Origin of the sequence: Chitinasiproducens palmae (assembly GCF_900095735.1) — a bacterium.
GTDB lineage: Bacteria > Pseudomonadota > Gammaproteobacteria > Burkholderiales > Burkholderiaceae > Chitinasiproducens > Chitinasiproducens palmae.
The window spans coordinates 114067-138764 of sequence record NZ_FNLO01000008.1 but is presented as its reverse complement, the minus strand read 5'-3'; the positions used below and the strand labels follow the sequence as shown (position 1 = coordinate 138764).

Below are 24698 nucleotides of genomic sequence, written 5' to 3'. Positions count from 1 at the left end.
CAGGAAGTGATGAGATGATGATGGAACGCGAGGGCGAGGCGACGCCGTTCGGGGCGCGCGACGCGTCGCTGGCAAGTCGAGCGGGCGGCACGGCGCGCCGGAGGGCACTCGGGTGCAGGACCGATGCCCTCAATACCGCTTTCAATACCACCGCTTTCAATACCGCATTCTACAAGTGAAGCGCACTCCTCCGACAGAGGCAGTGGCAGCGGCGTCCGCGGAGCAGCCGCTGCTGCCGCTGGGCGAGCCGGCCGCCAGCGGCGATACGGGCGCCGCGCGCGCTGTCACCGCCCGCGCCAACGCGCGGCCTGGCGCGCGGCAGGCGCGCGGTGGCGCGCCGGCCCGGCCGGCGGCCAAGGCAGGCAAGCAAGCCACGCAGCGTGCCGACGGCGAGGCACCCGCCGAGCCGGGCAAGGCGCCCGGCAAGACCGCCGCCAAGGCGGCCCGCAAGACCGCACAGGCCAGCACGCCGGCGCAGAAGCTGGCCAAACTGGGCCTCGCGCGTGACCTCGACTTTGCACTCCACCTGCCAATTCGCTACGAGGACGAGACGCGGCTGGTCGCGATCGGCGATCTGCTGCCCGGCCTGAGTCAGCAGACCGAAGGCGTGGTGACCGACGCCGAAGTGGGCTACCGTCCGCGGCGCCAACTGGTCGTTCATCTGCGCGGCGACGACGGCGCGATGCTGTCGCTGCGCTTCGTCAACTTCTATGGTTCACAGCTCAAGCAGTTTGCGGTCGGGCAGAGGATGCGCGTGCGCGGCGACGTGCGCGGCGGTTTCTTCGGCCTCGAAATGGTGCATCCGAGCTATCACGCGGTGGCAGCCGGCGACGCGTTGCCCACCGCATTGACGCCGGTCTACTCGACCACCGCCGGCGTTAGCCAGACTTATCTGCGGCGTGCCATCGACGCGGCGTTGAGTCGGGTCGACCTCGACGACACGGTGCCGCCCGCGCTCTGGCAGCCGCTTGCCGCAGCGCTTGGCCTGCCGCCGTTGCCGGAGGCGATTCGCGCGCTGCACCGGCCGGCCGCCGATGCCGATCAGCACGGCCTGATTGAACGGACCGCGCCGGCCTGGCAGCGCGTGAAGTTCGACGAGTTGCTGGCGCAGCAGCTGTCGATGGCGCGCGCCCGCGCCGAGCGGCGCAGCCGCCGCGCGCCGGCGATGCCGCTGGCCGGGCCGGCGGCGGCCCCGACCTCGCTGTCGGCGCGCCTGCACCGCGCGTTGCCGTTCGCGCTGACTGGCGCGCAGCAACGCGTGGTCGCCGAAATCGGCGCGGACCTGGCGCAGACCGTACCGATGCAGCGCCTGCTGCAGGGCGACGTCGGCAGCGGCAAGACGGTAGTCGCCGCGCTGGCCGCCGCGCAGGCGATCGACGCCGGCCATCAGGTCGCGTTGATGGCGCCGACCGAACTGCTGGCCGAGCAGCACGCGCGCAAACTGCACGACTGGCTGTCGCCGCTCGGCGTGCGCATCGCCTGGCTGACCGGCAGCCTGCGCGCCAAGGCCAAGCGTGAGGCGCTCGCCGAGGTAGCAAGCGGCGAGGCCGCGCTGGTGGTGGGCACGCACGCGATCATCCAGGACACGGTCGAGTTCGCGCGGCTCGGCCTCGTGATCGTCGACGAGCAGCACCGCTTCGGGGTCGGCCAGCGGCTCGCACTGCGCCGCAAGGCCGCAGGCGCGACCGGCGATGGCGACGCGCTGCAGCCGCACCAACTGATGATGAGCGCGACGCCGATCCCGCGCACGCTGGCGATGAGCTACTACGCCGACCTCGACGTCTCGACGATCGACGAATTGCCGCCCGGCCGCACGCCGGTGTTGACCAAGCTGGTCGCCGATGCCCGGCGCGAGGAAGTGATCGAGCGGGTCCGGGGCGCGGCGCTCGACGGCCGGCAGGTCTACTGGGTGTGTCCGCTGATCGAGGAGAGCGAGGCATTGCAACTGCAGACCGCCGTGGATACCTGGCAGACCTTGTGTGCGGCGTTGCCCGAATTGTCGATCGGACTGGTCCATGGACGGCTGCCGGCAGCCGAGAAGCAACAGACGATGCAGGCCTTCGCCGGCGGCGCGACACAGGTGCTGGTCGCCACTACCGTGATCGAAGTCGGGGTCGACGTGCCGAATGCGTCGCTGATGGTCATCGAGCATGCGGAGCGCTTCGGTCTGGCTCAGTTGCATCAGTTGCGCGGCCGGGTGGGGCGCGGCAGCGCCGCGTCGGTGTGCGTGCTGCTCTACACGAGCCCGTTGTCGCAAACGGCGCGCGAACGGCTGAAGGTGATGCACGAATCGAACGACGGTTTCGAGATCGCGCGCCGCGACCTCGACATCCGCGGCCCGGGCGAATTCCTGGGCGCCCGGCAGTCCGGCGTCGCCATGCTCCGGTTCGCCGACCTTAACGAGGATGCCGGCCTGGTCGGACCGGCGCGCCAGTTGGCGGCCGAACTGCTCGCCGCGCATCCGGAGGCCGCCAGCCGCCATCTGGACCGCTGGCTCGGCACACGCGAGCAGTACCTGATGGCGTAGGCGCGGCGGCGCGCGATTGGCGGCGGCGGTGCGGGTGTCGCTGGCCGTGCCGGCCGCTGGCGGGCGTGGGTGGGCGCGGCTGGGCAGCTGAGGACGGGCGAAACGGCCGTCCCGGTCAGGCTTGCCGATCGCGGGTCGGCCCTTGGCGACACTCCTCGACGCGTGTATAAAAGAAAAAATCTATTGCGTCGTATAAATCATTAGCTTCGTCCCCATCTCGATGTAATGACACTCACCGAACTGAAGTACATCGTTGCCGTTGCCCGCGAACGCCACTTCGGGCGTGCCGCCGAGGCGTGCTTCGTCAGCCAGCCGACGTTGTCGGTGGCGATCAAGAAGCTGGAGGACGAACTCAATGTCCAGATCTTCGAGCGCGGCGCAAGCGAGGTCAGCGTCACGTCGATCGGCGAGCAGATCGTCGCGCAGGCGCAGCGCGTGCTCGAACAGACCTTGTCGATCAAGGAGATCGCGAAGCAGGGCAAGGATCCGCTGACCGGGCCGCTGCGCGTCGGCGTGATCTACACCATCGGGCCGTACCTGCTGCCCGCGCTGGTCAAGAAGATGATCGACACGGTCCCGCAGATGCCGCTGATGCTGCAGGAGAACTACACGCTTAAGCTGATCGAGCTGTTGAAGCAGGGCGAGATCGACGTGGCGATCATGGCGCTGCCGTTCCCTGAGAGCGGTCTGATGGTTCGGCCGCTGTACGACGAACCGTTCGTCGTCGCGGTGCCGAAGGGGCATCCGTGGGAGAAGGAAGCATCGATCGAGGCCGATGCGCTGAAACGCGAGACGATGCTGCTGCTGGGCAGTGGGCACTGCTTCCGCGACCACGTGCTGGGCGTATGCCCGGAGTTGATGCGCTTTTCGCAGAGTGCGGACGGCATTCAGAAGACCTTCGAAGGTTCGTCGTTGGAGACGATCCGGCACATGGTGGCGAGCGGGGTCGGCATTACGGTGTTGCCGAGCACGTCGGTGCCGGCCAGTATCGCGGACGGCCGGACCGACGCCGGCATGCTGTCCTATCTTCACTTTGCCGAACCGGTTCCGGACCGGCGCGTCGTGCTGGCATGGCGCAAGAGCTTCACGAGAACGCAGGCGGTCGACGCAGTGTTCAATGCGGTGCTGGCCTGCGAACTGCCGGGCGTGGCGAAGCTGGACCTGCCGCCCAAGTTGAACTGAGGGTCGCCGGGGGGCGCGCCGGGATACGAATGCGGCTACTTGGCCGGTGTCACGCACTGCGCTGCGTGCCTGATATCACTCGGCGCGCTGCGTGAGAGGGCACGACGCAAGCTGGCGCGCCCTGGCTGCTGGGCAGATGCGGGACGTCGATCGAGCACGGCTATGCGATACATTTGAATTATCAAATTCGTTTTATCGATAGTCAACGTTATGATGGTGACGCTGTCCGTTCCCCATTCGTGCGCTGTCCAAGGAGTCGCGTCATGTCCGATCACTCTCGTTCCGTCGCGCGCAGCCGCTGGCTGGCGCTGACCGTCCGCATGCTGGCGCACTGGCCGCACGCTGCCTGAGCGGACCGCGACGCGATTGCCGTCGCTGGCGGGACAATACTTCGCTGCCATCCGCTACGCTGCGATCCGCGTGGATACTCGGCCGCCTGGCCGGCCCCGGCGGCGCGGTCGGTCGCGGTATGATTGGCGCTCGATTCGCATCTGACGGCAACGCACCGTGCACCTGCACTGCGCTGCCGTCGCGTCCGCTGACCAACCGACTCTGCGCCCGACCATGATCGACCGCTTGCCGCTTTATTTCCGGCTTGTCCGCCTGGACAAACCGATCGGCAGCCTTCTGTTGCTGTGGCCGACCCTCAATGCGTTGTGGATCGCCGCCGCCGGCCGTCCGGACTGGCGAACCGTGCTCATCTTCGCGGTCGGCACGGTGTTGATGCGCTCGGCAGGGTGCGCAATGAACGACTACGCGGACCGTGACTTCGACCGGCACGTCAAGCGGACCCAGGATCGTCCGCTGACCTCCGGCCGCATCCGGGCACGCGAGGCCTTGCTGGTCGCGGCGGTGCTGGCATTGGCGGCATTTCTGCTGATCCAGCCGCTCAATGGGCTGACCAAGCGCCTGTCGGTGGTGGCGCTTTTCGTGGCGGCCACCTATCCGTTCATGAAGCGTTTCTTCGCGATCCCGCAGGCCTACCTCGGCATTGCCTTCGGCTTCGGCATCCCGATGTCGTTCGCCGCGGTGACCGGCACGGTGCCGCCGCTGGCGTGGGCATTGTTGTTGGCCAATGTCTTCTGGGCCGTGGCCTACGACACCGAGTACGCGATGGTGGACCGCGACGACGACTTGCGTATCGGCATTCGCACGTCGGCGATCACGTTCGGACGGTTCGACGTGGCCGCGGTGATGGTCTGCTACACGGTCTTCCTGGGCAGCTACGCGGCGCTGGGACTGTGGGCGGGTTGGTCGCTCTGGTTTTGGGCCGGTTGGCTGGGCGCGGTCGGTTGCACCGTCTACCACTATCGCCTGATCGCAAGCCGCGACCGGGCGGGCTGTTTTGCGGCCTTCCTGCACAACAACTGGCTGGGCGGCGTGCTGTTTGCCGGCATCGCGCTGCACTACGCGTTCGGTCGCTGAGGACGTCGTGGCGGGCGCAGCATGGCCCGCGCCGCGATGGCAGCTGAACGGCAAGCGAACGGCAAGCGACGGCGACGGCGAGCGGCGCGGCGCGATCGCAAGCGTCAAGGCGGAGCGCGACCGGCTGGCTGTGACGCAGGGGCAGCAATGACCGCCGCCGTGGCGGCGGCCGTGACGACCCGACTACCTGCCGACCCGCCGACCCTAGCGCGGCGCTACTTGGACAGCGCGTCGCCCAGTTCGATCGCGCGCGAGTAGGCGGCCCGCGCGGCCGCGACGATGCCGTCGGCGACGTCGTGCTCGGCCAGCGTGGCAAGCGCCGCGGCTGTCGTGCCGTTCGGCGACGTCACGCGTTCACGCAGTGTGCCGACGCTTTCCTCGGACTGCGCGGCGAGCTGGGCAGCGCCGGTAAAGGTGCCCAGCGCCAGTTGCCGTGCCTCGGCTTCGCCGAAGCCGAGCTCCTGCGCCGCGCGCTGCAGCGCCTCGATGAAATAGAACACGTAGGCGGGGCCGCTGCCCGAAATACCGGTGACCGCGTCGATGCGATCGTCGCCGTCGCACCAGACGACCTGTCCGACCGCGCCGAGGATGGCCGCCGCCCGCTCGCGATCGGCGGCGCTGGCGCCGTCGCTGGCCGCGACGCCGGTAATGCCTTGGCCGATCAAGGCAGGGGTGTTCGGCATCGCGCGCACGATGCGCGTGTGTCCGTCCAGCCAGCGCGAGATGTCGGCAATGCGAATACCGGCCGCCACGCTGACCACCAGCGCGCCGCCAATCAATCCCTTGACCTGCTCGGCCACGTCGCGAAACACCTGCGGCTTGACCGCGAACACCACCACATCGGCGGCGCGCAGCCCTGCGCTGGCCGTGTCGTCCTGGCCCGCGACCGGTGGCGCGTCGACGGCGACGCCATGCTGCGCGTGCAGGCGCTCGCGCACCGCTGCGGTCGGCTCGATCACCAGCACGTCGGCGGCCGCGACGCCGCCTCGGGCGAGCATGCCGCCGAACAGGGCGCTCGACATATTGCCGCCGCCGATGAATGCGATTTTCATTGTTTCTCCTTGTTGATGGCGGACCGGCAGGCCGTCCGCGGGGTGCAGCGTCGTCCGGTGGAACGGAACCCGAAATCAGGCGGAATAGTTGCGTTGGCCGAAGATGGCCGTACCGATACGGACCAGCGTGGCGCCCTCCGCAACCGCGGCTTCGAGGTCGTCCGACATGCCGGCGGAGACGGTGTCCATGCCCAGGCCGGTCTCATTGAGCGTATCGAACAGCGCGCGCAGACGCTGATGCGCTGCACGCTGTTCGGCGGCCTCGACGCTGGGCGCGGGAATCGCCATCAGGCCGCGCAAGCGCAGGTTCGGCAGGGCCGCGACGGCGCGGACCAGCGCCGGCAGCTCGTCCGGCGCCGCACCGCTCTTGCTCGACTCGCCGCTGATGTTGACCTGGACGCAGACATTGAGCGGCGGCAGGTGGGCCGGACGTTGCTCCGAGAGGCGTTGCGCCAGCCGGACGCGATCGACCGAATGCACCCAGGCGAAGCGTTCCGCGACCGGGCGGCTCTTGTTGCTCTGCAACGGGCCGATGAAATGCCAGACGATCTGCTCGTCGAGGTCGGACAGTGCAGCCATCTTGTCGAGCGCTTCCTGCACGTAGTTCTCGCCGAACGCACGCTGTCCGGCGGCAAATGCCTCGCGAACGGCGTCGTGTGGGAAGGTCTTGCTCACCGCGAGCAGCGAGACACTGCCGGGCTCGCGCTGGCTGGCCTGCTCCGCGAGGCGGATGCGTTGCGTCACGGCGGCAAGCCGCGCTGCGATCACTGGCATGGTTCTCTTACGCTTGATGTGCGGCTCGCGTCACGTCGTCCACTGCGCTGCGTTGCCGGCGGCGCGGACTGGCACTTTCGCGCCGGCGGCCGCCGGCGCGACCGCGGTGCCGATTATACCTGGGGTACTCCATTCGTCGGTCGCCGCGAACGGCACCGGCGTGCTGTCGCGCGTGGCACGCCCGGGTGGTGTGTCGTCACGTCAGCCACCGCGAGACAGCGCAACGTCGCGCGCAGTCCATGCTCACGCGGCGCACGCGGCGCACTCGGCGCACTCGGTGCATACGGTTCGGTACCGCGCGCAAGCCAACGGTCGCGGCACTCAGAACCAGTGCAGCAATAAAGGCACCAGCCAGGGCGCGATGCAGGCGGTCAGGAGTCCGTTCAAACCCATGGCGAGCGCGGCGAACGCGCCCATCTCGGTGCTCAGCTGGAACGCGCGCGCGGTGCCGATGCCGTGCGCGGCCAGTCCGATCGCGAAGCCGCCGATGTCGTCGCGGCGCACGCCGACGCATCGCAACAGTGCGGGACCGGCGATCGCGCCGACGATGCCGGTCGCGATGACCGCCACCGCGGCCAGCGAACCGTTGCCACCCAGCGACTCGGCCACGGCCATCGCGATCGGCGTGGTCACCGATTTGGGTGCTAGCGATACCACGGTCCGCGGCGACGCGCCGAGCCAGCGGGCACAGGCGACGGCGCTGACGATCGCGGTGACCGAGCCGGCCAGCAGGCCGACGGTCAGCGGCAGCCAGAGCCGGCGCAGGCGGCCGAGCTGGCGATACAGCGGCACGGCCAGCGCGACGGTGGCCGGTGCCAGCAGGAAGTGGATGAAGCTCGCGCCGTTGCGGTAGGTCGCGTAAGGCGTGCCGGTCACCGCTAGTCCGACGATCACCAGCACGATGGTGATCACGACCGGGTTGGCCAACGGCGCGCCGCCCATGCGTCGGGCGCATGCCCGTGCGGCGACGTAGGCGCCCAGTGTCAGCGCAAGACTGAAGGCCGGCGATGCGGCGAGCGCGTGCCATGCATCGACGAACGACGCGATGATGCCTGTCATTGCCGATGCGCTTTGTCGGTCGGCGCGGCATCGGCGCCTTTGGACGCAGGCCGGTTCGCGACCGGAGCCGAGACGGTGGAGGGCGTGTCCGCAGCAGACGGTTGCGGCGAAGGCGTCACCTTCGTCGATGCCGCCGCTGCCGTCGGCGTGTCCGCGGCGGCGTCCGGCGCGCGGCGCGCCAGCCACCGCGCGGTGGCGACGGTGCAACCCGCCGTCACGAGCATCGCCAACGTGGCGCTGACGAGCAGCGTGACGATGATGGCGGGCCATTCGCCGCTCAGGCCGGAGGCGATCGCGACCACGCCGACGCCGGCGGGCACGAACAGCAGCGACAGGTGCCGGATCAGCAGGTCTGCGGCGCCCTCGACCACGCCGGCCAGCCGCGGGCGCCAGATCAGCAGGCCCAGCGCCAAGGCCATGCCCACCACCGCGCCGGGCACCGGCAGGTGCAAGGCATGGCTGGCGGCTTCGCCCGCGCAAAGCAGGAGCAGCAGGACCGTGAAGCCGCGCAGCACGGGCGTCGGTCAGGCCGTGAACGAGAACATCTTGCCCGGGTTCAGGATATTGCCCGGGTCGAGCGCATGCTTGACCGCGCGCATCACGTCGATCGCGTCGTCGCCGTGCTCTTCGATCAGGAACCCCATCTTGTGCAGGCCAATGCCGTGTTCACCGCTGCAGGTGCCGTCCATCGACAGCGCGCGCGACACGACCCGACGGTTCAGCGCCTCGGCTTCCTCGAATTCCTCCGGCTTGGCCGGATCGACCAGAATGCCGATGTGGAAGTTGCCGTCGCCCACGTGGCCGGCGATCGGGCAGGGCAGCGAGCTGGCGGCAATGTCCTGCAGCGTGCCGTCGATGCATTCGGCCAGCCGCGAGATCGGCACGCACACGTCGGTGGTCACCGCCCGGCAGCCCGGTTTGAGCTGCAGCATCGCGAAGTAGAAATTGTGACGCGCGCTCCACAGGCGGTTGCGGTCTTCCGGACGCGTCGCCCATTCGAAGTCCAGCCCGCCGTTCTCGGCGGCAATGGCCTGCACCATCTCCGCCTGCTCCTGCACGCCGGTTTCGCTGCCGACGAACTCGAACCAGAGCGTGGGCACTTCCTTGAGCGTCATGCGCGAATGCTGGTTGACCGCCTTCATGCCCAGCGGATCGACGAACTCGACGCGCGAGATCGGCACGCCCATCTGGATCGTCTGGATCACGGTGTTGACCGCGTCGGTGGTGGTCGGGAACGCGCACATCGCCGCCGAAATCGCTTCCGGAATCGGATACAGCCGCACCGTCACCTCGGTGACGATGCCGAGCGTGCCCTCGGAGCCGACGAACAGCCGCGTCAGGTCATAGCCGGCCGACGACTTGCGCGCGCGCGTGCCGGTCTTGATGACGCGGCCATCGGCCAGCACCACGGTCAGCGCCAGCACGTTTTCGCGCATCGAGCCGTAGCGCACCGCATTGGTGCCGGAGGCGCGCGTCGCCGTCATGCCGCCGAGGCTTGCGTCGGCGCCCGGATCGATCGGAAAGAACAGGCCGGTGTCGCGCAGATTCTCGTTGAGGACCTTGCGGGACACGCCGGCCTCGACGGTCACCGTCAGATCCTCCGCGTTGATCGCCAGGATGCGGTCCATGCCGGACAGGTCCAGCGACACGCCGCCCTGCGTTGCCAGCAGTTGTCCTTCGATCGACGAGCCGCTGCCGTAGGGAATGATCGGCACGCCGTGCTGCGCGCACAGAGACACGGCGGCCGCAACTTCCTCGGTGGTCTTGGCGAACACGACCGCATCCGGCAGTTGCGGGTCGTACGGTGATTCGTCGCGGCCGTGGTGCTCGCGCACGGCTTCCGACGTCGAGACGCGATCGCCGAAGCGGCCGGTCAGCGCACGCAGCAGAGCTTCGGGAAAGGGACGGCGCAGCACGCCGGCAGGAACAGCGGACGAATTCACGGGGAGTCTCCGGTATGACCGCGCGGCAGTTCGATGCGCACGGTGTCAGCGCGCATTCTACTGCGTCGGCGCGGCCGCCGCGGCCGCCGCGTCCCATCCGCGCGGTCGATCGGGTTTTCCGCTGCTCCTATAATGTGACGCGGCCGCCGGCGATCCGCGCCACGGCGCACGTAGAGGAACATACACGATGGGCAACCGGCTCAGCAGGATCACCACACGCACCGGCGACGACGGCACCACCGGCCTGGCCGACGGCAGCCGGTTGCGCAAGGACGCGCCGCGCATCGCCGCGATCGGTGAGGTCGACGAACTGAATTCGACGCTCGGCGTGCTGCTGGCCGAGCCGTTGCCCAACGCCGTGGCCGATGTTCTGGCGCCGGTCCAGCACGAGCTGTTCGATCTGGGGGGCGCGTTGAGCATGCCGGGCGTCGGCGTCTTCGACACGTCGGCGTTGCTCAGGCTCGACGCGGCAATCGCCGACATCAATGCGACGCTGCCGCCGCTGGCGGAATTCATCCTGCCCGGCGGCAGCCGGTCGATTGCGCTCGCGCACGTGTGCCGCACCGTTTGCCGACGCGCGGAACGGGTGTTGGTCACGCTGTGCGACGGCGCACCGGCGGAGGGGCCGGAGGCGGCCGGCCGGCGCTACCTGAACCGCCTGTCGGATCTGCTGTTCGTGCTGGCCCGTGCGATCGGCCGTGACGCGGGCGTGCCAAGCATCGCGTGGCGCAACCCGCACCGTCGCTAGCCGACACGGCCGACGCCGTCAGGCATCGCCACCGGCGCGCTTGCCGGTGGCCGGCGCGTCCGCCGCATTGCTGGTCACATCGCTAGCCGCATCGGCGGCCGTCTGCGCCGTCTGGGCCGGCCGGACCGCCGCGTCGCCTGCCTCGTTGCCTGCCTCGTCGGCCGCGCCCGGTGTGGCGCTGTCGGCGCGCGCGAGCATCCGGCGCATCAGCGGATTGAGCTTGTCTGCCTGCCGGCCGTCGCCGCGGGCGCTCGCGCTCGCCGCGCGGCGGGAGGCATCGAAGGCCTGCCGGTTGGCGATCTTCAGGCCTTTGTTTTTTTCGAGGTCGGTTTTCTTCATTGCGGCACCCTGGACGATGGACGCGCGGGACGGCCGCAGGCGGGGCGGCGTCGGCGCGCGGCGCCTATGCTACCCGGGCCGCCGCATTCGCGCATGAAGATCGCCGCCTGGCGTCAGTTGCCGCGGCCGCGCACCAGCCGGCGCTTGCGGACCGACTCGGCCAGCGTGTCGAGCAACCCGACGCTGTCTTCCCAGCCCAGGCACGCATCGGTCACGCTTTGACCGTAGTTCAGCGGCTCGCCGGCCTTGATGTCCTGGCGGCCCGCCTGCAGGTGCGACTCGACCATCACGCCGACGATGCGTCCGTCGCCACCGCCGATCTGCCTGGCGATGTCATGCGTGACCGGCAGTTGGTTCTCGTAGTTCTTCTGGCTGTTCGCGTGACTGGCATCGATCATCAGCCGCGCCGCGAGACCGGCGCGCGCGATGTCCTGGCAGGCGGCCTCGACGCTGGCCGCGTCGAAGTTCGGCTGCTTGCCGCCGCGCAGGATGATGTGGCAGTCCTCGTTGCCCGAGGTCGAGACGATGGCCGAATGCCCACCCTTGGTGACCGACAGGAAGTGGTGCGGCTGAGACGCGGCCTTGATCGCATCCAGCGCGATGCGCACGTTGCCGTCCGTGCCGTTCTTGAAGCCCACCGGGCAGGACAGTCCGGAGGCGAGTTCCCGGTGCACCTGCGATTCGGTGGTGCGCGCGCCGATCGCGCCCCAGGACACCAGGTCCGCAATGTACTGCGGGCTGATCATGTCCAGGTATTCGGTGCCGGCGGGCACGCCCAAGCGGTTGATCTCGAACAGCAGTTCGCGGGCCATGCGCAGGCCGTCGTTGATGCGGAAACTGTTGTCCAGGTGCGGGTCGTTGATCAGGCCCTTCCAACCGACCGTGGTGCGCGGCTTTTCGAAATACACGCGCATCACGATCTCGAGATCCGCGGCGTGCCGGCTGCGCTGCTCGGCGAGACGGCGGGCGTATTCCATCGCCGCCTGCGGATCATGAATCGAGCACGGGCCGATGATCACGATCAGGCGATCTTCCATGCCGTGCAGAATGCGATGCAGCGCCTGCCGGGTTTCGTAGATCAGGTCCGACGACGCGGTCTCGCAGGGAAACTCCCGCAGCAGGTGGGCGGGCGGCACCAGTTCCTTCAGTTCGCGAATGCGAACATCGTCGGTATTGTGCGGGGGCACGGTCTTCTCTCCTAAATGGCCGAGGGCGTTTGCGCCGTCATCGGTCCGGCTCATTCGAGCAAGGGGCAAAAAAAAACCGCCAGTCGTGACTGGCGGTTTTTCATCGTATCGGCGCGTCAGCGCGCCTCTCAATCCGCCAGGGGTGTGAGATCCCAATAAAAGAACCAAAAGTGGCGGGCGGGGGAGGCGAACATGGCTACTGGCGTGCGTCTGTATCTGGAATCGATTCGGCTTTATAACCCGCCCGACGGCGGCGGACAAGCCTTTCGGGCAAAAAACCACAAACCATGCGGCATCCGTGCGTCTGTTGCCCAATGCATGCGGCAATGCCGCGCGAACCTTCCAAGGCGCGTCACTGGGTGCCGCCCACCGTCATCTGTTCGATGCGCAGCGTCGGCTGGCCGACGCCCACCGGCACGCTCTGGCCGTCCTTGCCGCAGACACCCACGCCGCGGTCGAGCGCCATGTCGTTGCCGATCATCGTCACGTACTTCAACGACTCCGGCCCGCTGCCGATCAACGTCGCGCCCTTCACCGGATAGCTGATCTTGCCATTCTCGATCATGTAGGCCTCGGACGCCGAGAACACGAACTTGCCGTTCGTGATGTCGACCTGGCCGCCGCCGAAATTAACGGCGTAAAGACCCTTGTCGACCGAGGCGATGATCTCCGCCGGGTCCTTGTCGCCGTTGAGCATGTAGGTGTTGGTCATGCGCGGCATCGGCAGCGCCGCGTACGATTCGCGGCGCGCATTGCCGGTCAGCGGCATGCCCATCAGCCGGGCGTTCAGCGAATCCTGGATATAGCCCTTCAGGATGCCGTCCTCGATCAACGTCGTGCACTGTGTCGGATTGCCTTCGTCGTCCATGTTGAGCGAGCCGCGCCGCTCGCGCAGCGTGCCGTCGTCGACCACGGTCACGCCGTGGGCCGCGACCTGCTCGCCGATGCGTCCGGCGAACGCCGAGGAGCCCTTGCGATTGAAGTCGCCCTCCAGCCCGTGCCCGATCGCCTCGTGCAGCAGCACGCCCGGCCAGCCCGGCCCGAGCACGACGGTCATGTTGCCGGCCGGCGCCGGACGAGCATCCAGGTTGGTCAGCGCAGTGGCAACCGCGTCGTCGACGTAGCGGGCCAGCAGTTCGTCGGTGAAGTGCGCATAGTCGAAGCGGCCGCCGCCGCCGCTGGTGCCGATTTCGCGCCGCCCACCCTGTTCGGCGATGACCGTCACCGACAGACGCACCAACGGCCGCACGTCGGCGGCAATCGCGCCGTCGCTGCGTGCCACCAGCACCACATCGTGTTCGCCGGCCAACCCTGCCATCACCTGCTTGATGCGCGGGTCCCGCGCCCGGGCCATCCTTTCGACCCGTTCGAGCAGGCTGACCTTCTGGTTGGCGTCGAGGGACGCCAGCGGATCCGCGGTGCCGTACAGATCGCGCCGCGCCAGTGCGGCGAAGCTGGCCGTCGAACCCGTCGCGCCGCCGACCTTCACGCTGCCGCCGTACTGGCCGATCGCGCGGGTCGCGGCGGCGGCCTGCGCCAGCGCTTGCGGAGACAGGTCGTCGGAATAGGCGAAGGCGGTGCGCTCGCCGGAAATCGCGCGCACGCCCACGCCCTGGTCGATGCTGAAGCTGCCCGCCTTGACGATGCCTTCCTCGAGGCTCCACGCCTCGCTGCGCGTGGTCTGGAAGTAGAGGTCGGCGTAGTCGACGTTCGGCCCGACGATGCTGTTGAGGGTGCGCGCCAGCACCGTCTCGTCGAGACCGTAGGGCGTCAGCAGCCGCGACTTGGCGGTCGAAAGGTATTGGATCGCGGGATCGATGGAATTCATGCGTCGGGGTCCAGGGTGAGGCAACGAGGCGGCGCCGTACCGGCGCCTTCGGCCTCGGTCGCGACACGTCGTGTGGTCTTGCTAAGGTGGTTGCGTGGCGGCGCAAAACAAGGGGCGGCGCCCCGCCTGCGCGCGCGACCGATGGCCGGGCTCAACCGAGCACCCGGTGGCGCAGCGCCGGCAGGTTCTGCCGCACTTCGGCCAGGCGCGCCGGTTCGATCGCGCCCAGTGCAATGCCTTCGCCTTCCTCGTGGCAGGCGACGATCTCGCCCCACGGGTCGATCAGCATGCTGTGGCCCCAGGTGCGTCGGCCGTTCTCGTGCCGTCCGCCTTGGGCGGCGGCCAACACGTAGCACTGGTTCTCGATCGCTCGGGCGCGCAGCAGGATTTCCCAGTGCGCCCTGCCGGTGGTGTAGGTGAAAGCCGATGGTACGACGATCAGCGCGCAATCGCCGAAGCTGCGGTACAGCTCGGGGAAGCGCAGATCGTAGCAGACGGACAGGCCAACCCGCCCGAACGGCGCGTCGAACACGCAGGCCTGTTCGCCAGGACGGATCGTGCGTGCTTCGTCGAACTGCTCCTCGCCTTTGGAAAAGCTGAACAGGTGGATCTTGTCGTAGCGGGCTACGCCGCGTCCTTCCGGATCGTAGACGAACGTCGTGTTCAGCACGCGTCCGTCCTCGCCGCTGACCACCGGCAGTGTGCCGCCGGCCAGCCAGATGCCATGGGCGCGCGCGCTTTCCGCCAACATGCGCTGGATCGGCGCCTGCTCGTCCCCGGCGATCTCGGCGCGCGCGAGCTTGTCCGTATCCTTGTTGCCCATCAGGCAGAAATATTCGGGCAGCAGCACGAAGCCTGCGCCGCCCGCGGCGGCGTCGGCGATCAGTTCGCGGGCCCGGTCGAGATTGCGCTCGGGAGAAACGCCGCTGACCATCTGGATCGCGGCGACGCGCGTGGCGTCCGGTGAGGCGGAAACGGCGGTCGGATTCATCGCGATTCGGGAAGAAGGGGGGCAGCCCCGCTGCGAAATTGGCGGTTGCGCCAGGCCGTCCTGAGTGGCGAAACGGCGCGGCCGGTTCCGGGATACTACCGCGATCGTCCGACAGGCGCTCGCACCGGCCCGCCGCGTCGGAGCGCCCGCCGCAGCGTGCCCGTCAGGCCTGCGCACGGTCGTCACGCCGCCCGGACGCCGCGATGCCCGGTGTTGGTCTTGCCGGGGCGCCGTGATTCAGTCGCCATACTTCAGTCGCGGTACTTCAGTCGCGGTGCTTCAGCCGCCGTAGTTCAGTCGCCGTAGTTCAGTCGCTGCCCGGTTCCGGCAGGCGGACCACGTTCGGCGCCGCCCAGGTGCCATCGATCTGGTAGTAGCGGGTAAGCGTATGCGACAGCGCCGGCGACAGCAGCAACTGCGCGGCCAGCGTGCCCAGGCCGAGCAGCGGATTGACGAATGCCGCGGCGAGCGACGCGGAACCGGCGTTGACGTGCGGGACGACTTTCACCCGCAGGTCCTGGCGTTCGCCGGGCAGATCGACCTGCCCATGCATCGAGACCGTGGCCACCGGCGCATCGATGCGGAAGTCGTCGGTACGCGCGATGCCGTCCTGGATCGTGCCGGTGGCGCTGACCAGGTTGAACGGCAGCCCCTCGCCGAACAGACCCTTGAAGTCGAGCGTCGCGAGCCGGGCCAGACCCTGCAGGCTCAGCACGCCAAGCAGCCGCGCGGCGCCCGGATCGACCTTCAAGATCTGTCCGTTGGCGAGCTTCAGCGCCAGCGCGCCGCGCAGCGATGCGTAATCGATCGCGCCCGGGTCGCCGGCCCAGTCGATGTTGCCGGCCAGCGATCCGGCACCACCCTTGAGCGTGCGCGGCAGGCCGAAACGGTCGAGCAGCGCGCCGGCATCGACGATGTCCAGGCCGACTTCGGCGGTCGTGTGGCCCGGCCCGTCGTGGCGGCCCATCTGCCATTCGCCGTGGGCCTTGAGCCGCGCCGCGGCATTCTCGATGACCAACTGGTCGAGCAGCCAGCTCGGCCGGCCATTGGCGACGACATTGTGGGCCGTCAACTGCAGGCGGCCGAAGTCGCGCTGACCGACGACGAAGTCATCGGCGATCAGGTCGACGGCCGGATAGCGCGTGGCTGCCGTGCCCTGCGTCGGCGCCGCGGCCTCGGCAGCCGGCACGCTTGCCGACGGGATACGCAGGCGCGTCAGTCGGGCGACGACCTTCGGCGTCGCGGGCAGGTAGCGCAACGTGCCGGCGATTTGCGCGGAGTCGAGTTTCGCCTGCCAGGCCTGGTCGGACCGCTGCGCGTCGAGGCTGACGCGGTCGAAGCGGCGCGAGAACAGCGTGAGCTGGCCGATGTTCAGCGACACGCGGTCCGGCAGCGGCAGCGGCGCGCCATCGGCGGCCACGGTCGCGCCAGTTGCGCCAGTTGCGCTACTTGCTGGTGTGCCGATCTCGCTTACCACGGTGCGCCACGCATCGCCGTCGAGCGCCGCGGCTTGGCCGACCACGGCGAAGCCGGTAGTCGGCTGCGGCGCCGGGCGATCGATGCCGACGCCGGCGGCCAGCAGCGCCGACGTGCCGCGCGGCGCGCCAACCCGGAACAAGGCGGCCGCGTTGACCACGCCGAGCGACAGCTCGCCTCGTGCCAGTGCGCCGCCACCGGTCGAGGGCGTGGGCCGGAAGGTGGCAAGCAAGGGCAGCGGCGAACCGGCCGGCTTGCGTAACGGCGCGGGCAGGTCGATCGCCATGCCGCTGAGGTCCGAGCGCAGGGTGACGTCCGGCGTTTCGCCGGCCTTGCCCTTCATCGTCAGCGTGTAAGGCGCGTTGCCGGTGAAGCGGCGCGACAGGCGGGCGAACGGCCCGTCGCTGAGCAGCGGACGCGTCTGGTCGGCGTTGAGCGCGCCGTTCACGGTGACGTCGTAGCCGTTCACCGTCGAGAGCGTGCCGGAGGCCCGCAACTCGCCGCCAAGCAGGCGTGCCTGCGTGCCCGCCAGCGTCAGTTGCGTATCCGTGAAGCCGGCGCGGCCCCGGATCGCCGAGAGCGCCGGCAGCCCCGGTACGGCCAGTCGGCCGTCGTTGAAATCGATGGCGCCGGCCACGCCGATCTTGTGTGCAGTCTGCGGCGTGTGCTGGCGCGGAATGGTCAGACGCAGGTTGAGCGCGGCGGCGCCGTCGGCGCGCCAGTTCGCCGCGACATGGTGGCTCCAGACGCCGAGTGGACTGCTTTCCACGTAGGCGAGCAGGTCGGCCAGCGGTCCGCGTGCCTTGCCCTCGACGGTGAGCGGCGGGCGCGGATCGCCAAGCGCCGGGATGCCGGCGCGCACCGGGCCGAGGCGGATGCCGCGATAGCGCGCCTCGGAGACGTCGATGTCCAGGCGGTCGTCGGCCAGCCGCATGCGGCCATGCACCGCCTCGAACGTCGGCCAGCGCTGGATCTCGCCGTTCGGCAGACGCACCGGCGGGTGGGGCGACGGGTCGAAGCGGCCGTCCGCGAACGGCGCGTCGATGGTGAACGTGCCGGTCGCCGGTTTTTCGCGATAGGGGAATTCGTCGAGCGGACCGTGCACCTCGATGGTCGCCCCCCGGCTGACACCGCTGACCAGCGCATGGCCGAGATAGGCACGCAGCCCGGGCGCGACCGAGGTGGGCAGGTAGCGCGCCACCTGGGCCACGTCCAGCTCGTCGAAACGGGTGCGCAGATCGAGCACGCTGTGGCGCGGCTCGGCCGGCGCGCCGCGCCAGTTGCCGCTGAGGCTGCCGCGCGCGTCGCCGTTCTGGAAGTCGAGCCGCGCGACGCGTGCGTCATACGTCGACTGCGGCGTGGCGCCGCTCGCTTTCCAGTTGACCGTGCCCGCCAGGCGGTCGAAGTGCACGGTGGGCAGATCGAACAGACCGCTGATCGTGATCGATGCGTCCCGTGAATCGAGGTTTGCGTGCCCGCCGCGTTCGTTCGCGTCGATGCTGCCGCTCAGATTGTCGAAACCGGGCACGCCCACCCGTGGATGGCCGGCGGCGGTCAGCCCGGGCGGCTGCGCGCCGGCCGCGAGGCTGGCGCCCTCCATGCGCGCCTTGATGCGGAAGCGCGCGAGGGGCACGTCGCCGGTCGCGCGCGCCGCGCTGGCTTCGTCCGGCGTCGCCACCGACGCGCGCTCGGCGAGCAGATCGAAGTCGTGCAGCAGGCCGCGTGGCCGCAGGCGATCGAGGTTGGCGGCGACGCGCTTGGGCAGCGGCAGCGCACGCACGAAGTCGCTGATCAAACCGATGTCAACGAAGTCGCCGCGCAGGCTGATCCGTTCGCCGCTGCCGGCGACGCTTGCACGATAGCGCCCGTCGAGACGGCGCAGGGTGACGACGCGGTTGATCGGCGTCGCATCGGCGAGCGGCGGCTGGTCGGCCACCTCGATGCGCAGCCGTTCGAGCGTGGCCGCGAAGAAATCGTCATTCAGCCGCAGGCGGAAGCGTGTGTCGAGTCGAGGCGCGTCGACGGTAGCGTGCTGCCCGGGTACGCCCAGCAGCAGATCACGGCCGGACAGCGCGCCTTCGAGACGGGTCGGACGGCCGTTCGCGAAGCGCAGCCAGACCGTCTGCGCCAGCGTGCCGCGCGACGCGGGCATCGGCAGGTCGATGTAGCGCGCGGCGGCGACCAGCGCCAGCGGACTGCTGTCGAGGTAGGCCTCGCCGATCCAGCTGTGCCATTGCGCGGGCCGGGCGAACAGGCCATGCCGGAACGCCGCGCGCAGGTCGATTCGTTCGGCCAGCGGGCCGGCACTGGCCTGCATGCCAAGACGATGCAGGTGACCGCGGTTGTAGAGCGCCAGCTTCGCGTTGGAGAGTGTCAGCGGCGGCGCTGCATGCAGTGCGTCGCGCCATACCAGGCTGCCGTCGTGGACGATCACCGATTCCTGCCGCAGCAGCCAGTTGCCGAACACGTCGTCGTGGCCGCCGTGCGTGGGCACCGGCACACCGGCCGCGGTGATCGAACCGTCGGCATCCCGCCGTATGTTGACGCGCGGATGGGAGACTTCGATCAGCGCGAAGATGGGCCGCAGATGCCACAACGAGCGCCAGGCGATGACGCCGCGCAGCCCCGGCACCGACAAGCCGGGCCGGCCTTGCCGGTCGTCGATGGTCAGTCCCGCGACCTCGACCTCGGGCGACAGCGCGCGCCAGCGCGCGCTCAGCTGATCGATGCGCACGCGGGCGCCGAGCGTGCGGCTGGCCACTGCCTCGACACGCGGCTTGAGCGCGTCGAGGTTCGGCATGACCAGCCAGTTGATCGCCGCCATGCCGACGCCGACCAGGAAATAGAGCAGGGCCGCGGCGATGAGCAGGCCTCGCAGCACCGCGCGCAGCGCGGTCTCGCCATTGACGCGGCGCTGACTGGGCTGACGTGCGGGGCGATCCGGCATGCGTTGAGACGAAAGGGTGTGATAGTTTGCGGAGTGCCGGAGGGGCCGCTCGCCCTGGCGCCATTCATGGCGCGGACCGCGCGTGCGGTCGCCGCAGGCTGTTGCACGCTTTGTGCCCGCCTTGCGCGCGCTTGCTGCCCGCTCGATGCCTGCTTGGCGCCTGCTTGGTGCCTGCTCGATGCCGGTGATCTTGCGCCGCGCCGGATTCTTACCCCGGCGTATCGGTGCGGACCGCCGACCGGAACGCGGCAGGTTACCACAGCGCTTCATGCGCTCCGCCCGTTCGGCATGTCGCGCGCGACCGCCAGTGCCGCCGGGGCGTCGGGTGATGCACCCGGCCCTGGCCTTGCTTGCGCTTTGCCCCACGTTTCGCCCCACGTTTCAGCTCGCGTCTTGCCTCGCGTTCCGCCTAACCTTCCGCCTCACGATTGCACGCCGCCCAGACCACGATGACCGAACAGCACGCCGCTGGCCCCGCTCCCTGGAGCACTGCCTATTCCGCCTATGCTCGCCGGCAGTACATCGCCGATCCCGCGCTTGCCGAACGCGTCGCGGCGGCGAGTGCCGCGCCCTGGAGCCGACAGGCGATCGCCGCGCGTTGCCAGGCGCTACTCGACCAGGCGGCCGGCGGCGATGCCGACGAAGCGCTGCGCCGCGCGCTTCGCCGCCTGCGCACGGAGGTGTTCCTGGTCGTGATGGAACGCGACCTGAGCGGTGCGGCCGACCTGGGCGAGGTGACGGTGGCCATGACGTGGCTGGCCGAGGTGGCGATCGAGACCGCCCTGGCGCGTCTGGAAGCGGAACTCGGCGCCACCTTCGGCGCGCCGCTCGCCGAGAGCGACGCAGCGCCGCTTACGCTTGGCGTGGTCGGCATGGGCAAGCTGGGCGGCGGCGAGCTGAACGTTTCGTCCGACATCGACCTGATCTTCGTCTACGACGAGGACGGCATGACAGCCGGCGGCACGCGGCGCGCCATCGACAACCACGACTATTTCACGCGCCTCGCGCGGCGCCTGATCGGCGCGCTCGCCGAGCACACCGCGGACGGCTACGTGTTCCGGGTCGATACGCGCCTGCGCCCGAACGGCGACTCGGGCCCGCTCGTGTGCAGTCTTGCGATGCTGGAGGAATACTTCTACGTGCAGGGCCGGGAGTGGGAGCGCTACGCGTGGATCAAGGGGCGTCTGGTCAGCGAGGTGAGCAGTGCGGCCGGCGCGCGGCTGGCGCGCAATCTCGGCAAGGTGGCCGGCCCGTTCGTGTACCGACGCTATCTCGACTACGGCGCGATCGACGCGATCCGCGCGCTGCATGCTCAGATTCGCCAGGAAGCGGTACGCCGGGCCAACCTGCGCCCGGACGTGGCGGACGACGTCAAGCTCGGCCGCGGCGGCATACGCGAGATCGAATTCAGCGCCCAGGTGCTGCAACTGATCCGGGGCGGCCAGGATGCCGGCCTGCGCGCCCGCCCGACGCTGGCGGTGCTGGCGGCGGCCCGCGACCGTGGGCTGATCGGCGCAGAGGACATGCAGGTGCTGGCCGATGCCTACCATTTCCTGCGGCGTGTCGAGCATCGGCTGCAGTACGTCGAGGACGCGCAGACCCACGCGGTGCCGGTCGACGAGGCGGCCCGCGAACGGCTCGCGCAGGCCATGTCGTTCGCGGACTTCGGCTCCTTTGCCGCGGTGCTGCAGCAATGGCGGGACCGAGTCGAACGGCATTTCGACGCGACCTTCTCGGACAAGCGGGAGGCCGAGGCGGTGGCCCCGGCCGACGGCGCGCCGGGCGCGGCCGGCGATAGCGACGCTGCCACCGCGCTCGCCACCGCGCTGTGGCACCAGGATCTGGACGAGGGCAACGGCGACGCCCAGCCCGAAACGCGACTCCAGGCGCTTGGCTACGCGCAGGGCGGCGCGCTCGTCGATCGTCTGCGCGACAGCCGCGCTGGCCGGCGCTATCAGGCGCTGGGCGGCCGCGCGCGCGAGCGCTTCGATGCCTTGATGGTGCGTGCGCTCGTGCAGGTGGCGAGCGAAGCGCCCCCGGCCGCGCGCGACGCGACGCTGACCCGCTTCATCGACCTGCTGGCCGCGATCGGTGGCCGCACCGCCTATCTGTCGCTGCTGACGGAGTTTCCTGCCGCGCTCGCGCGGGTTCTGCAGGTGCTCGGCGCATCGAGCTGGGGCGCGAACTATCTGGTGCGCCATCCGCAGTTGCTCGACGAACTGCTGGACGACGAGTCGCTCACGCCATGCGATCCGGCCGCCTTCCAGGCCGGCTTGCGTCAGCGGCTGGCGCGCGCGGACGGCGCCGAACAGCAGATGGACCTGCTGCGGCATGCGCATCAGGCCGAAGTGTTCCGCGTGCTTTTGCGCGATCTGCGTGGCCGCGTCAGCGTCGAGGCGGTCGGCGACGAGCTGTCGGCGCTGGCCGACGCGGTGCTCGACGTGGTGGTCGATGTGGTCTGGGCGAGTCTGCCGAAGCGCCATCGCGACCGTCCCGGCTTCGCGATCGTCGCCTACGGCAAGCTGGGCGGCAAGGAACTCGGCTACGCGTCCGACCTCGACATCATCTTCCTGTACGACGACCCGCACCCGGACGCGCCGGACATCTACGCGCGTTTCGCGCGCCGTCTGGTGACCTGGATGACGACGGCGACCGGCGCCGGCGTGCTGTTCGACATCGACCTGCGTTTGCGGCCCAATGGCATGGCCGGTCTGCTGGTGACGGACCTCGAGGCGTTCCGCACGTACCAGTTGCGCGAGGACGGCGCGAATGTCGCCTGGGTATGGGAGCACCAGGCCATCACCCGCGCGCGCTTCTCGGCGGGCGACCCGCTCATCGGCGCGGCGTTCGAGGAAGTGCGCCGCGCCGTGCTTGGCCGCACGCGCGACCCGTCGCGGCTCGCCGGGGAGATTGTCGCGATGCGCGAGAAGGTGCTTGCCGGACATCCGAACCCGAGCGAGGAATTCGACCTGAAGCACGACCGCGGCGGCATGGTCGACATCGAGTTCATCGTTCAGTATCTGGTGCTGCGCGAGGCGCACGCGCGGCCGGCGCTCTACGCCAATGCCGGCAACATCGCGCTGCTTGCCCGTCTCGCCGAAGCCGGCGTGGTCTCGCCGCCGCTGGCCGCCCAGGTGGCCGATGCCTACCGCGACTACCGCGCGCGGCAGCACGCGCTGCGTCTCGACGGCCGCGCCGCGCGCGTGCCCTACGCGCGTATCGCCAGCCAGGCGGAGGCGGTGAGGCGCCTGTGGCAGGACGTGTTCGGACCGGAGCGGCCGGCGACCGCCGGCTGACACGCCGGCTTCGCAAGCGCCGGCCGCGCATCGCCGGCGTGAGGGTGGGGCGGCGGGGGGCGGCGATGGCCGTTGCGACTGTCGGTGCGAGTGTCGGTGCGACTGTCGTCGAGAGGTCGTCGAGAGGTCGTCGAGCACCCCGTTGCACTGCGGCAGCGCTTGCCAGCGGCTGCCAGCGGTTGCCAGCGGTTGCCAGCGGTTGCCAGCGGGGGCACGCGCCGGCGGCAGGCTAGCGGGTGGCCAGCATTTCCTTTGCGTGCCGCCGCGTCGTCGCGGTGATTTCAATGCCGCCCAGCATGCGGGCGATCTCGTCGACGCGTCCAGCGGCGTCCAGCGGCGTCACGCGGCTGATCGTCGACGCGCCGTCCTCGCTGGCCTTGGCGACGCGCAGATGCCGTGTGCCCTGCGCGGCCACCTGCGGCAGGTGGGTCACGCACAGCACCTGCCGCTGCGTGCCGAGCTGGCGCAGCAGGCGGCCGACCACTTCGGCGACGGCGCCGCCGATGCCGGTGTCCACTTCGTCGAAGATCAGCGTCGGGGTCGGGCTGGCACTGCTGGTGATGACTGCGAGCGCGAGGCTGATGCGGGCCAGTTCGCCGCCCGACGCGACCTTGGTGATCGGGCGGGGCGCGACGCCAGGATGCGCGGCCACGCGGAACTCCACCTGTTCCAGCCCATGCGGTCCGCCTTCCTCCTGCGGCAGCAGCGCGACCTCGAAGCGCCCGCCTGCCATCGACAGCTCCTGCATCGCGGCGGTGACCGCGTCGCCGAGCCGGCTCGCATTGTCGCGTCGGGCCAGCGACAGCCGCGCCGCGCTGGCGCGGAACGCCTGTTCGGCGCGCAGCGACGCCGCCTGCAGCGCGGCCAGATCGATCGCGGCATCCAGTTCGCCAAGACGCGCGCGTTTCTCCGCCACCGCCTCGGGCAGCACTTCCGGCGCGATGCCGAGCCGGCGCGACTGGGCATGCCACGCGGCGAAGCGCGTTTCGACCTGCTGCAAGCGCTCGGGGTCCATTTCGATGCGCTGCACATAATGACTGAGCGAGTAGGCCGCTTCCTGCAGATGAATCTCGGCGGGTTCGAGCGCGGCGACCGCCTCCGCCAGCCGCTCGTCGATCGTCGCGAGATCGCGCAGCCGTCCGACCAGGCCGGCGACGCGTCCCAGCACCGCGTCGTCGGCCTCGCTCAGCGTCTCGAACGCGGCTTGCGCGCCTTCGAGCAGGCTGGCCGCATGCGACAAACGGCGATGTTCCTGGCTGAGTTCCTCCCACTCGCCGGCCGCCGGGGCCAGCGCGTCGAGTTCGCCGAGCTGCCAGGCCAGCTGCTCGCGTTCGAGCTGGATTTCACGCTCGCGCGTGCGTGCCGCATCGATGGCGCGGCGCGCCTGCCGCCAGCCCTGCCAGGCCTCGCCAACCTCGGCGGCGAGCGCGGCCAGGCCGGCATGCTCGTCGAACAGCTGGCGTTGCATGTCGCCGCGCATCAGCAGTTGGTGGGCGTGCTGGCCGTGGATGTCGACGAGGAACTCGCCGACTTCACGCAGTTGCGTGAGCGTCACCGGGGTGCCGTTGACGAACGCTCGCGAGCGCCCGCCCGCGTCGATCACCCGACGCAGCAGCAGCGTGTCGGCGTCGCCGTCGGGCGCTTGCCGCAGCGCCTGCTGGTCCAGCCAGACCGCCACCCGTTCGTCGACGTCGAATTCGGCGCTGATGTCGGCGCGCTGCGCTCCTTCGCGGACCACGCCGCCGTCGGCGCGCGCGCCCAGCACGAGCGCCAGCGCGTCGATCAGGATCGATTTGCCGGCACCGGTCTCGCCTGAGAACACAGTGAAATTCGGGCCGAATTCGATCGCGAGCGAATCGACGATGACGAAATCGCGGATGGAGAGCAGATGGAGCATCGGGATGGCGGTTCGGAAGACGGGCGT

Annotated in this window: 17 protein-coding genes; 6 read left to right on the top strand and 11 right to left on the bottom strand. The window is 69.7% G+C overall.

Features of this window, described 5'->3' with window-relative positions:
* Positions 1 to 14 precede the first annotated feature (14 nt).
* The 4 genes from BLU54_RS23785 (at position 15) to ubiA (ending at position 5134) form a co-directional block, all read left to right on the top strand.
* Positions 15 to 179: a hypothetical protein gene (locus BLU54_RS23785; protein WP_170845153.1), complete on the top strand. Its 165-nt coding sequence runs from the start codon at positions 15 to 17 to the stop codon at positions 177 to 179.
* On the top strand, positions 176 to 2527 hold the full coding sequence (recG, locus tag BLU54_RS14150; protein ID WP_091909576.1) for an ATP-dependent DNA helicase RecG: 2352 nt from the start codon (positions 176 to 178) through the stop codon (positions 2525 to 2527). The genes BLU54_RS23785 and recG overlap by 4 nt, the downstream gene beginning before the upstream one ends.
* A gap of 225 nt (positions 2528 to 2752) precedes the next feature.
* A complete protein-coding gene (locus BLU54_RS14145; RefSeq protein ID WP_091909572.1) occupies positions 2753 to 3709 on the top strand; it encodes a LysR substrate-binding domain-containing protein in 957 nt (318 codons plus the stop codon).
* A gap of 564 nt (positions 3710 to 4273) precedes the next feature.
* Positions 4274 to 5134: a 4-hydroxybenzoate octaprenyltransferase gene (gene ubiA, locus BLU54_RS14140; protein ID WP_091909569.1), complete on the top strand. Its 861-nt coding sequence runs from the start codon at positions 4274 to 4276 to the stop codon at positions 5132 to 5134.
* A 215-nt stretch (positions 5135 to 5349) separates the two neighbouring features.
* Here ubiA and proC read toward each other — a convergent pair whose 3' ends face one another.
* The 5 genes from proC to BLU54_RS14115 all read right to left on the bottom strand — a co-directional run bounded on the left by proC (position 5350) and on the right by BLU54_RS14115 (position 9962).
* A complete protein-coding gene (gene proC, locus BLU54_RS14135; protein WP_091909566.1) occupies positions 5350 to 6186 on the bottom strand; it encodes a pyrroline-5-carboxylate reductase in 837 nt (278 codons plus the stop codon).
* Positions 6187 to 6261: 75 nt separating this feature from the next.
* Entirely contained in the window at positions 6262 to 6960 is a 699-nt protein-coding gene (locus BLU54_RS14130) for a YggS family pyridoxal phosphate-dependent enzyme (RefSeq protein ID WP_091909562.1), read from the bottom strand.
* Between the two features lie 321 nt (positions 6961 to 7281).
* Positions 7282 to 8019 carry an LrgB family protein gene (locus BLU54_RS14125; protein ID WP_091909559.1) on the bottom strand — a complete coding sequence of 246 codons (738 nt, stop codon included), beginning with the start codon at positions 8017 to 8019 and terminating at the stop codon, positions 7282 to 7284.
* Positions 8016 to 8534, bottom strand: a complete 519-nt coding sequence (locus tag BLU54_RS14120) for a CidA/LrgA family protein (protein WP_091909556.1) — start codon at positions 8532 to 8534, stop codon at positions 8016 to 8018. The genes BLU54_RS14125 and BLU54_RS14120 overlap by 4 nt, the downstream gene beginning before the upstream one ends.
* A 9-nt stretch (positions 8535 to 8543) precedes the next feature.
* Positions 8544 to 9962: an FAD-binding oxidoreductase gene (locus BLU54_RS14115; RefSeq protein ID WP_091909553.1), complete on the bottom strand. Its 1419-nt coding sequence runs from the start codon at positions 9960 to 9962 to the stop codon at positions 8544 to 8546.
* Positions 9963 to 10149: 187 nt separating this feature from the next.
* Here BLU54_RS14115 and BLU54_RS14110 point away from each other — a divergent pair, with 187 nt between their 5' ends.
* The gene (locus BLU54_RS14110) at positions 10150 to 10710 is read left to right on the top strand and encodes a cob(I)yrinic acid a,c-diamide adenosyltransferase (protein WP_091909550.1); all 561 of its coding nucleotides are present in this window, start codon (positions 10150 to 10152) and stop codon (positions 10708 to 10710) included.
* Between the two features lie 18 nt (positions 10711 to 10728).
* On the opposite strand, the gene BLU54_RS14105 is transcribed toward BLU54_RS14110, so the two are convergent.
* From BLU54_RS14105 to BLU54_RS14085, 5 genes are all read right to left on the bottom strand, one after another.
* Positions 10729 to 11049 (bottom strand): hypothetical protein, encoded by a 321-nt coding sequence (locus tag BLU54_RS14105; protein WP_091909547.1) that lies wholly within the window; start codon positions 11047 to 11049, stop codon positions 10729 to 10731.
* Positions 11050 to 11162: 113 nt separating this feature from the next.
* The gene (gene aroG, locus BLU54_RS14100; RefSeq protein WP_091909932.1) at positions 11163 to 12236 is read right to left on the bottom strand and encodes a 3-deoxy-7-phosphoheptulonate synthase AroG; all 1074 of its coding nucleotides are present in this window, start codon (positions 12234 to 12236) and stop codon (positions 11163 to 11165) included.
* A gap of 352 nt (positions 12237 to 12588) precedes the next feature.
* Complete coding sequence (tldD, locus tag BLU54_RS14095; RefSeq protein WP_091909543.1) at positions 12589 to 14064, bottom strand: metalloprotease TldD; 1476 nt, start codon at positions 14062 to 14064, stop codon at positions 12589 to 12591.
* Positions 14065 to 14215: 151 nt separating this feature from the next.
* Positions 14216 to 15055 (bottom strand): carbon-nitrogen hydrolase family protein, encoded by an 840-nt coding sequence (locus BLU54_RS14090; RefSeq protein WP_091909540.1) that lies wholly within the window; start codon positions 15053 to 15055, stop codon positions 14216 to 14218.
* 307 nt (positions 15056 to 15362) lie between these two features.
* Entirely contained in the window at positions 15363 to 19478 is a 4116-nt protein-coding gene (locus BLU54_RS14085; protein ID WP_170845151.1) for a YhdP family protein, read from the bottom strand.
* A 449-nt stretch (positions 19479 to 19927) separates the two neighbouring features.
* Between BLU54_RS14085 and glnE the strand changes: the two genes are divergently transcribed.
* Positions 19928 to 22774, top strand: a complete 2847-nt coding sequence (gene glnE / locus BLU54_RS14080) for a bifunctional [glutamate--ammonia ligase]-adenylyl-L-tyrosine phosphorylase/[glutamate--ammonia-ligase] adenylyltransferase (protein ID WP_091909534.1) — start codon at positions 19928 to 19930, stop codon at positions 22772 to 22774.
* Positions 22775 to 23003: 229 nt separating this feature from the next.
* Here glnE and recN read toward each other — a convergent pair whose 3' ends face one another.
* Complete coding sequence (gene recN / locus BLU54_RS14075) at positions 23004 to 24671, bottom strand: DNA repair protein RecN (protein ID WP_091909531.1); 1668 nt, start codon at positions 24669 to 24671, stop codon at positions 23004 to 23006.
* Between the last annotated feature and the right edge of the window lie 27 nt (positions 24672 to 24698).

What these genes read in the sequence shown, in the direction of transcription:
- recN (WP_091909531.1), bottom strand. Translation starts at nt 24,671, where the DNA reads ATGCTCCATCTGCTCTCCATCCGCGATTTCGTCATCGTCGATTCGCTC.
- BLU54_RS14145 (WP_091909572.1), top strand. Translation starts at nt 2,753, where the DNA reads ATGACACTCACCGAACTGAAGTACATCGTTGCCGTTGCCCGCGAACGC.
- BLU54_RS14105 (WP_091909547.1), bottom strand. Translation starts at nt 11,049, where the DNA reads ATGAAGAAAACCGACCTCGAAAAAAACAAAGGCCTGAAGATCGCCAAC.
- proC (WP_091909566.1), bottom strand. Translation starts at nt 6,186, where the DNA reads ATGAAAATCGCATTCATCGGCGGCGGCAATATGTCGAGCGCCCTGTTC.
- BLU54_RS14085 (WP_170845151.1), bottom strand. Translation starts at nt 19,478, where the DNA reads ATGCCGGATCGCCCCGCACGTCAGCCCAGTCAGCGCCGCGTCAATGGC.
- BLU54_RS14110 (WP_091909550.1), top strand. Translation starts at nt 10,150, where the DNA reads ATGGGCAACCGGCTCAGCAGGATCACCACACGCACCGGCGACGACGGC.
- BLU54_RS14090 (WP_091909540.1), bottom strand. Translation starts at nt 15,055, where the DNA reads ATGAATCCGACCGCCGTTTCCGCCTCACCGGACGCCACGCGCGTCGCC.
- tldD (WP_091909543.1), bottom strand. Translation starts at nt 14,064, where the DNA reads ATGAATTCCATCGATCCCGCGATCCAATACCTTTCGACCGCCAAGTCG.
- BLU54_RS14125 (WP_091909559.1), bottom strand. Translation starts at nt 8,019, where the DNA reads ATGACAGGCATCATCGCGTCGTTCGTCGATGCATGGCACGCGCTCGCC.
- BLU54_RS23785 (WP_170845153.1), top strand. Translation starts at nt 15, where the DNA reads ATGATGATGGAACGCGAGGGCGAGGCGACGCCGTTCGGGGCGCGCGAC.
- ubiA (WP_091909569.1), top strand. Translation starts at nt 4,274, where the DNA reads ATGATCGACCGCTTGCCGCTTTATTTCCGGCTTGTCCGCCTGGACAAA.
- glnE (WP_091909534.1), top strand. Translation starts at nt 19,928, where the DNA reads ATGACCGAACAGCACGCCGCTGGCCCCGCTCCCTGGAGCACTGCCTAT.
- BLU54_RS14130 (WP_091909562.1), bottom strand. Translation starts at nt 6,960, where the DNA reads ATGCCAGTGATCGCAGCGCGGCTTGCCGCCGTGACGCAACGCATCCGC.